Raw genomic sequence first — 6,476 nt, 5'->3', positions numbered from 1 at the left:
TGTCCGGCGACCGCCTGGCCCGGGTGAGTGCCGCACTGGCCGGGTGAATGGCCGGGGCGTGATCCACCCTGAGAAAATCTCGTTGTGACTGGAGTGATCACGGCAACGGAACCGTCCTGGACAGCACCATTCACCGGGCTGAGCCCGCGGCAGTTCGGGAAGCTGGTGACGGTTCTGCGGCGCACGGGTGCGGAAGCGGTTCGCAGAGGCCGGCCGTGGAGCCTGGCGCTGGAAGACCGGGCGCTGCTGGTGGCGGCCTACTGACGCACGAACCTGACCATGCGGCGGCTGGCTCCGCTGTTCGGGGTCTCGAAGTCGACGGCGGACCGGATCATCGACCACCTTGGGCCGATGCTCGCGCTTCAGCCCCGCAAACGGTTCGCCAAGGACGCCGTGCTCATCGTGGACGGCACGCTCGTGCCCACCCGCGATCACGCTATCGCCGAGCGGAACACCTGCACCTGGACGCCTGCCTTGGCCAAGGCAGGCGTCATCCGGCCACGTGCCGAGGGGGCGAAAGCCTGGCAGCGGGCGGCGGCCCCGAAGGACGGCTTCCATGTGCTTCGGCACACCTACGCCTCGATCATGTTGGAAGCCGGAGAGTCCGTCGTGACCTTGGCGCGGTGGCTCGGACACTCCTCGCCCGCGATCACTCTCGGTTACTATGCTCACTTCATGCCGGAGGCCGGCAGCAAGGGGCGCGGCACCATCGACGGTCTGCTTGGGGAGCGCGGGGGATCAGCTTGCTAGCCGAAACTCCCCAGATTCTCCCCAGCGCCGTCGACTGGCGATTCCCGCCTCTACGCCCAGAAGGGGCCCTCCGTTGAATGCAAGGCTGAAGAGATAGGTGGCCTGGGAAAGTGCTAAAAGAGGTTGTCGCGACCCGCTATGTCACGCCCCTGCGTGAAGGTGGCTCGCTCCCCGGGATCGTCGAGGCCGACGACCTGGGCACCTACGTCATGAAGTTCACCGGAGCGGGGCAGGGCCGTAAGACCCTGGTCGCGGAGGTCGTCTGCGGCGAGCTCGGCCGGAGGCTGGGGCTGCGGGTGCCGGAGCTGGTGACCATCCAGCTCGACCCCGTCATCGGTCTCGCCGAGCCTGACCAGGAGGTGCAGGAGCTCCTCAAGGCCAGTGCCGGGCTGAACCTCGGGATGGACTACCTGCCCGGCTCGCTCGGATTCGACCCGCTCGCCTATGAGGTCGGCGCGGCAGAGGCCGGGGAAGTCGTCTGGTTCGACGCGCTGATCAACAATGTGGACCGTTCGTGGCGGAACCCCAACATGCTCGTCTGGCACGGTGAGCCCTGGCTGATCGACCATGGGGCCACCATGATCTGGCACCACAACTGGCCGGGCGCGCAGGCATCCGCAGCGAAGCCGTACAACGCCTCCGACCACGTCCTCGCGCCGTTCGGGCCGGACATCGCCGCCGCGGCCGCCGAGCTCGCCCCGCTCGTCACGGAAGAGCTGCTCACCGAGGTCGCGGCACAGGTGCCGGACGAGTGGCTGGCCGGCGAACCGGGCTTCGAGAGCACCGATCAGCTGCGCCGGGCCTATGTGGAGCCGTTGCTGGCCCGTGCCGGAAGCATCCACGAGCGCATCGTCCTGGAGGCGCCCACGCGGGCGCGCCCCTCCCAGGCCCCCGGATGGCTCACCGAGCATCTGACCTCCTGGCCGCACCCCACCAAGAAGGACCGTGACGCGCAGGCGGGCGCCGGGGCGAACAGCAAGGACGGTGGCCGATGAGCCGGCGCGATGTCTTCGAGTACGCGGTCCTGCGCGTCGTTCCGCGCATCGAGCGCGGTGAGTGCTTCAACGCGGGTGTGCTGGTCTACTGCCGGGCCAAGTCGTTCGTCGCCGCCCGGACGCACCTGGACGAGCGCAAGCTGGAGGTGCTGGACCCGCAGGCCGACGTCACCGGTGTACGGGCCGCCCTGCGGGCGGTCGAAGGGATCTGCGGCGGCGGTGAGGCCGCGGGCCAGGCGGCCGGTGACGATGCGGGGCGGCGCTTCCGCTGGCTGATCGCGCCACGATCCACGGTCGTCCAGGCCGGCGCCGTGCACAGCGGACTGACCACGGATCCGGCCGCCGAGGTCGAGCGGTTGCTCGACCTGCTGGTCCGCTGACCCGGGCGTCGGCGCCCCGCCCCGGGACGTGCGGGGCGGGGCGCCGACCGGTGTGACATGCGCCCGTGCCCCCGTGGGCCGTTGACACCGGGTGCCAGGGCTTCTAGCGTCTCGTCTGCTGAAGGTACTAAGCGGTTGCTCAGTTATCGGGAACTTCCTGACGTCCGCTGAGCCGCGATCCAAGGGCGAGGAGAACCAAGCATGTCCACCACCGAGCAGCGCGTCGCCATCGTGACGGGAGCGGCACGGGGCATCGGCGCCGCCACCGCCGTACGTCTGGCGGCCGAGGGCCGCGCCGTCGCCGTACTCGACCTCGACGAGGCGGCGTGCAAGGACACGGTCGAGAAGATCACCACCGCCGGGGGCAGGGCCCTCGCCGTCGGCTGCGATGTGTCGGACAGCGCGCAGGTGGAAGCCGCCGTCGCACGCGTGGCCGCCGAGCTCGGCGCCCCGACGATCCTCGTCAACAACGCGGGTGTGCTCCGCGACAACCTGCTCTTCAAGATGAGCGAGTCCGACTGGGACCTCGTGATGAACGTCCACCTCAAGGGCGCGTTCCTGATGGCCAAGGCCGTCCAGTCGCACATGGTCGAGGCCAAGTTCGGCCGCATCGTCTCCCTCTCGTCCTCCTCGGCGCTGGGCAACCGGGGCCAGGCCAACTACTCGGCCGTCAAGGCCGGCCTCCAGGGCTTCACCAAGACGCTGGCCAAGGAGCTCGGCAAGTTCGGTGTGACCGCCAACGCCGTCGCCCCCGGCTTCATCGTCACCGAGATGACCGCCCAGACGGCGGCGCGGGTCGGTATGGGCTTCGAGGAGTTCCAGGCCGCCGCCGCGACGCAGATCCCGGTGCAGCGCGTGGGCCGCCCCGAGGACATCGCCAACGCCATCGCCTTCTTCACCGGCGAGGACGCGGGCTTCGTGTCCGGGCAGGTCATGTACGTCGCCGGCGGACCGCTCAACTGACCCCGGAAGGGCAACGGACAACATGACTGTGCAGGACAGTGGCAAGGTCGCGCTCATCACGGGCGCGAGCCGGGGCATCGGCTACGGCATCGCCGAGGCGTTCGTCGCCCGTGGCGACCGGGTCGTCATCACGGGCCGGGGCGAGGACGCCCTGAAGGAGGCCGTCGAGAAGCTCGGCGCCGACCGGGCGGTCGGCATCGCGGGCAAGGCGCACGACGAGGCGCACCAGGCCGCGGCGGTCGAGCGCGCCATGGAGGCGTTCGGCCGGGTCGACTACCTGGTCAACAACGCCGGCACGAACCCCGTCTTCGGGCCGATGGCCGAGCTCGATCTCAACGTCGCCCGGAAGGTCTACGAGACCAATGTGATCTCGGCGCTCGGGTTCGCCCAGCAGACCTGGAAGGCGTGGCAGAGGGAGAACGGCGGGGCGATCGTCAACATCGCCTCGGTCGCGGGCGTGTCCGCGTCACCGTTCATCGGTGCCTACGGCATGAGCAAGGCCGCGATGGTCAACCTGACCCTCCAGCTGGCACACGAGTTCGCGCCGGTCGTGCGGGTCAACGCGATCGCCCCGGCCGTGGTGAAGACCAAGTTCGCGGAGGCACTGTACGAGGGCCGTGAAGCGGAGGCGGCGGCCGCCTACCCGCTGGGCCGGCTCGGTGTCCCGCAGGACATCGGCGGTGCGGCGGCGTTCCTCACGTCGGAACAGTCCGACTGGGTCACGGGGCAGACGCTCGTGGTCGACGGCGGGATTTTCCTGAACGCGGGCGTGGCCTGAGGGAGAGCTGCGCCAGTTTGGTCCTGATTGACTCAAGTGCCTCGCCGGGCCAGCGAGTTGTTCCGGCGGGGCACTGCGGTATGGTCTGCCGACCCCAGGGCCGATCGAGGAGCGTGCACGTGTTCTACCGGGCCAGTCTGCAGGCTGCGGCATCTCTTGCTTCCCTTTCTCTGCTGGCCGGCTGCGGTCTGCTGTCCGACAGCAGTTCGGAGGTGGACCAGCGGATAGCGGTCGGAACGACGAGCTCGCCCTCGACCCTTGATCCGGCAGCAGCGTGGGACGGCTCCTGGGAGCTGATGAGGAACGTCTTCCAGACCTTGGTGAGCTTCCCGGCCGGCAGCACCAGCCCCGAGCCCGACGCGGCGAAGGAATGCAAGTTCACCGACACCACGAACATGGCGTACAGGTGCACGCTGCGTCCGGGCCTGAAATTCTCCAACGGCGAGAAGGTCGACGCCGAGGCCGTGAAGCACTCCATGGACCGGATCATGAAGATCAGGGTCAAGGGCGGCCCGGCCGGCCTCCTCGGCTCGCTCGACCGGGTGGAGACCGAGGGGGACGACATCGTCGTCTTCCACCTGGGCAAGGCGGACGCGACCTTCCCGTTCATCCTGGCCACGCCCGCGATGTCGCTCGTCGCCCCCGGTGACTACCCGGCGGACAGCATCCGCGACGACGGCAAGGTCACCGGCTCGGGACCGTACGTCCTGGATTCGTACGAGCCCGGCAAGCAGGCCGAGCTGACCAGGAATCCCGGCTACAAGGGCTTCGCCGACCGGAAGAACGACGCGGTCACGATCCGTTACTTCGAGGACTCCGCCCCCATGGTGGAGGCGTTGAAGGCCAAGGAGATCGACGCCACCTATCGCGGTTTGACCGCCGAGGAGGTCATCGGCATCGAGGACGGCAAGAAGGACAACGGCGGTCTGCAGATCGTCGAGTCGGTCGGCGCCGACATCCGCTTCCTCGTCTTCAACCCCGAGGACCCGGCCGCGGGGGAGCTCGCCGTCCGGCGGGCCGTCGCTCAGGTGGTGGACCGTGACGCCCTCGTCGCCAAGGCCTACCGGGGTACCGCCGAACCGCTGTACTCCATGGTCCCCAAGGGCATCGCCGGACACACCACCAGCTTCTTCGACTCCTTCGGCAACCCGGACGTGGCCAAGGCCAGGAAGACCCTTTCCGAGGCGGGAATCACCGAACCGGTCGAGATGACCTTCTGGTACACCACGGACCGTTACGGTTCCTCCACCGCTTCCGAGTTCGCCGAGCTGAAGCGCCAGCTGGAGGCGTCAGGCCTGTTCCGGATCACGCTGAAGAGCGCGCCGTGGAAAACCTTCCAGGAAGGCTTCAACAAGGGCGACTACCCGGTCTTCGGCCGCGGCTGGTTCCCCGACTTCCCCGACCCGGACAACTTCATCGCTCCCTTCGTGGGCCAGGACAGCGTCACCGGCACCCCGTACCCCGCCGACGAGATCACCCGGGAACTGCTGCCGTCCTCCCGCAAGGAGAGCGACCGCGGTGCCGTCTCCGAGCAGTTCAAGCGGGCCCAGGAGATCCTCGTCAAGGATGTGCGGCTGCTGCCCCTGTGGCAGGGCAAGCTCTATGTCGCGGCGGGTGAGGACATCGGCGGCGGCGAGCGCGCGCTCGACCCGCAGACGGTCATGCAGATGTGGGAGCTGTACCGCAAGACCAGCTGGTGAGGAGGACCGCGGCAGGACCGCCGAAGGCGCTCACGCGCATCGATGTCAGTGGCCCCCGGTAGGTTTTGCGGGCAAGAACCGATTGCTTACCGGAGGGTGTGGACGTGACCGACACCGACCTGCTGCCCGAGTCCTGGCGCGGCGTCCTCGGCGAAGAGCTGGAGAAGCCCTACTTCGAGCAGCTCATGGATTTCGTCGAGGAGGAGCGGGCCAGGGGGCCGGTGTACCCGCCGCGGGAGCAGGTCTTCGCCGCTCTGGAGGCAACGCCGTACGACCGGGTGAAGGTGCTCATCCTGGGCCAGGACCCCTATCACGGCGAGGGCCAGGGGCACGGGCTGTGCTTCTCGGTCAGGCCGGGCGTCAGAACACCCCCCTCGCTGCGCAACATCTACAAGGAGATGAACGACGAGCTCGGCCTGCCGATCCCGGACAACGGGTATCTGATGCCGTGGGCCGAGCAGGGCGTCCTGCTGCTCAACGCGGTGCTCACGGTCCGCGGCGGCGAGGCGAATTCGCACAAGGCCAAGGGCTGGGAGAAGTTCACCGACGCGGTGATCCGCGCGGTGGCCGAGCGCCCCGACCCGGCCGTCTTCGTCCTCTGGGGAAACTACGCCCAGAAGAAGATTCCGCTGATCGACCAGGACCGTCATGTGGTGGTCAAGGGCGCGCACCCCTCGCCGCTCTCCGCCAAGAAGTGGTTCGGATCCCGCCCCTTCACGCAGATCGACGAGGCTGTCGCCGCACAGGGGCACGAGCCGATCGACTGGCGGATCCCGGACCTGGGTCTTCGGACGACCCGGCCGGCCGCCGGGGGACGCGCCTGAGCGGGATTGCTCCTTGCTGCGGCTAGCGTCGGGGCGACCGGAACAGGCCGGGCGGTGATCAGGGAGATCTCTGTAGTGGAGCAGCG

General features: G+C 68.7%; 7 protein-coding genes and 1 pseudogene. All 8 read left to right on the top strand.

The genetic code is table 11. The annotated features are described in order from the left end of the window. Positions 1–84 precede the first annotated feature (84 nt). Positions 85–453, top strand: a pseudogene (locus tag VN520_RS38950) (helix-turn-helix domain-containing protein); the annotation flags it as partial. Between the two features lie 132 nt (positions 454–585). Then, positions 586–750: an integrase gene (locus VN520_RS38945; RefSeq protein ID WP_079171178.1), complete on the top strand. Its 165-nt coding sequence runs from the start codon at positions 586–588 to the stop codon at positions 748–750. Positions 751–860: 110 nt separating this feature from the next. Beyond that, positions 861–1,745, top strand: coding sequence for a HipA family kinase (locus VN520_RS38940; RefSeq protein WP_325751687.1), 885 nt, complete (start codon positions 861–863; stop codon positions 1,743–1,745). Then, complete coding sequence (locus VN520_RS38935; protein ID WP_325751686.1) at positions 1,742–2,125, top strand: DUF3037 domain-containing protein; 384 nt, start codon at positions 1,742–1,744, stop codon at positions 2,123–2,125. Before VN520_RS38940 ends, VN520_RS38935 begins: the two co-directional genes overlap by 4 nt. Positions 2,126–2,326: 201 nt before the next feature. Then, entirely contained in the window at positions 2,327–3,088 is a 762-nt protein-coding gene (gene fabG, locus VN520_RS38930) for a 3-oxoacyl-ACP reductase FabG (RefSeq protein ID WP_325751685.1), read from the top strand. A gap of 22 nt (positions 3,089–3,110) precedes the next feature. Further along, positions 3,111–3,866 carry an SDR family oxidoreductase gene (locus VN520_RS38925; protein WP_325751684.1) on the top strand — a complete coding sequence of 252 codons (756 nt, stop codon included), beginning with the start codon at positions 3,111–3,113 and terminating at the stop codon, positions 3,864–3,866. Between the two features lie 119 nt (positions 3,867–3,985). Beyond that, a complete protein-coding gene (locus VN520_RS38920; protein ID WP_325751683.1) occupies positions 3,986–5,566 on the top strand; it encodes an ABC transporter substrate-binding protein in 1,581 nt (526 codons plus the stop codon). A 98-nt stretch (positions 5,567–5,664) separates the two neighbouring features. Further along, complete coding sequence (locus VN520_RS38915) at positions 5,665–6,390, top strand: uracil-DNA glycosylase (protein ID WP_325751682.1); 726 nt, start codon at positions 5,665–5,667, stop codon at positions 6,388–6,390. Positions 6,391–6,476 lie beyond the last annotated feature (86 nt).

This window comes from Streptomyces sp., assembly GCF_035563135.1.
Classification (GTDB): Bacteria; Actinomycetota; Actinomycetes; order Streptomycetales; family Streptomycetaceae; genus Streptomyces.
The sequence above is the reverse complement of the archived record's forward strand: the minus strand, read 5'-3'. Positions and strand labels throughout refer to the sequence as shown.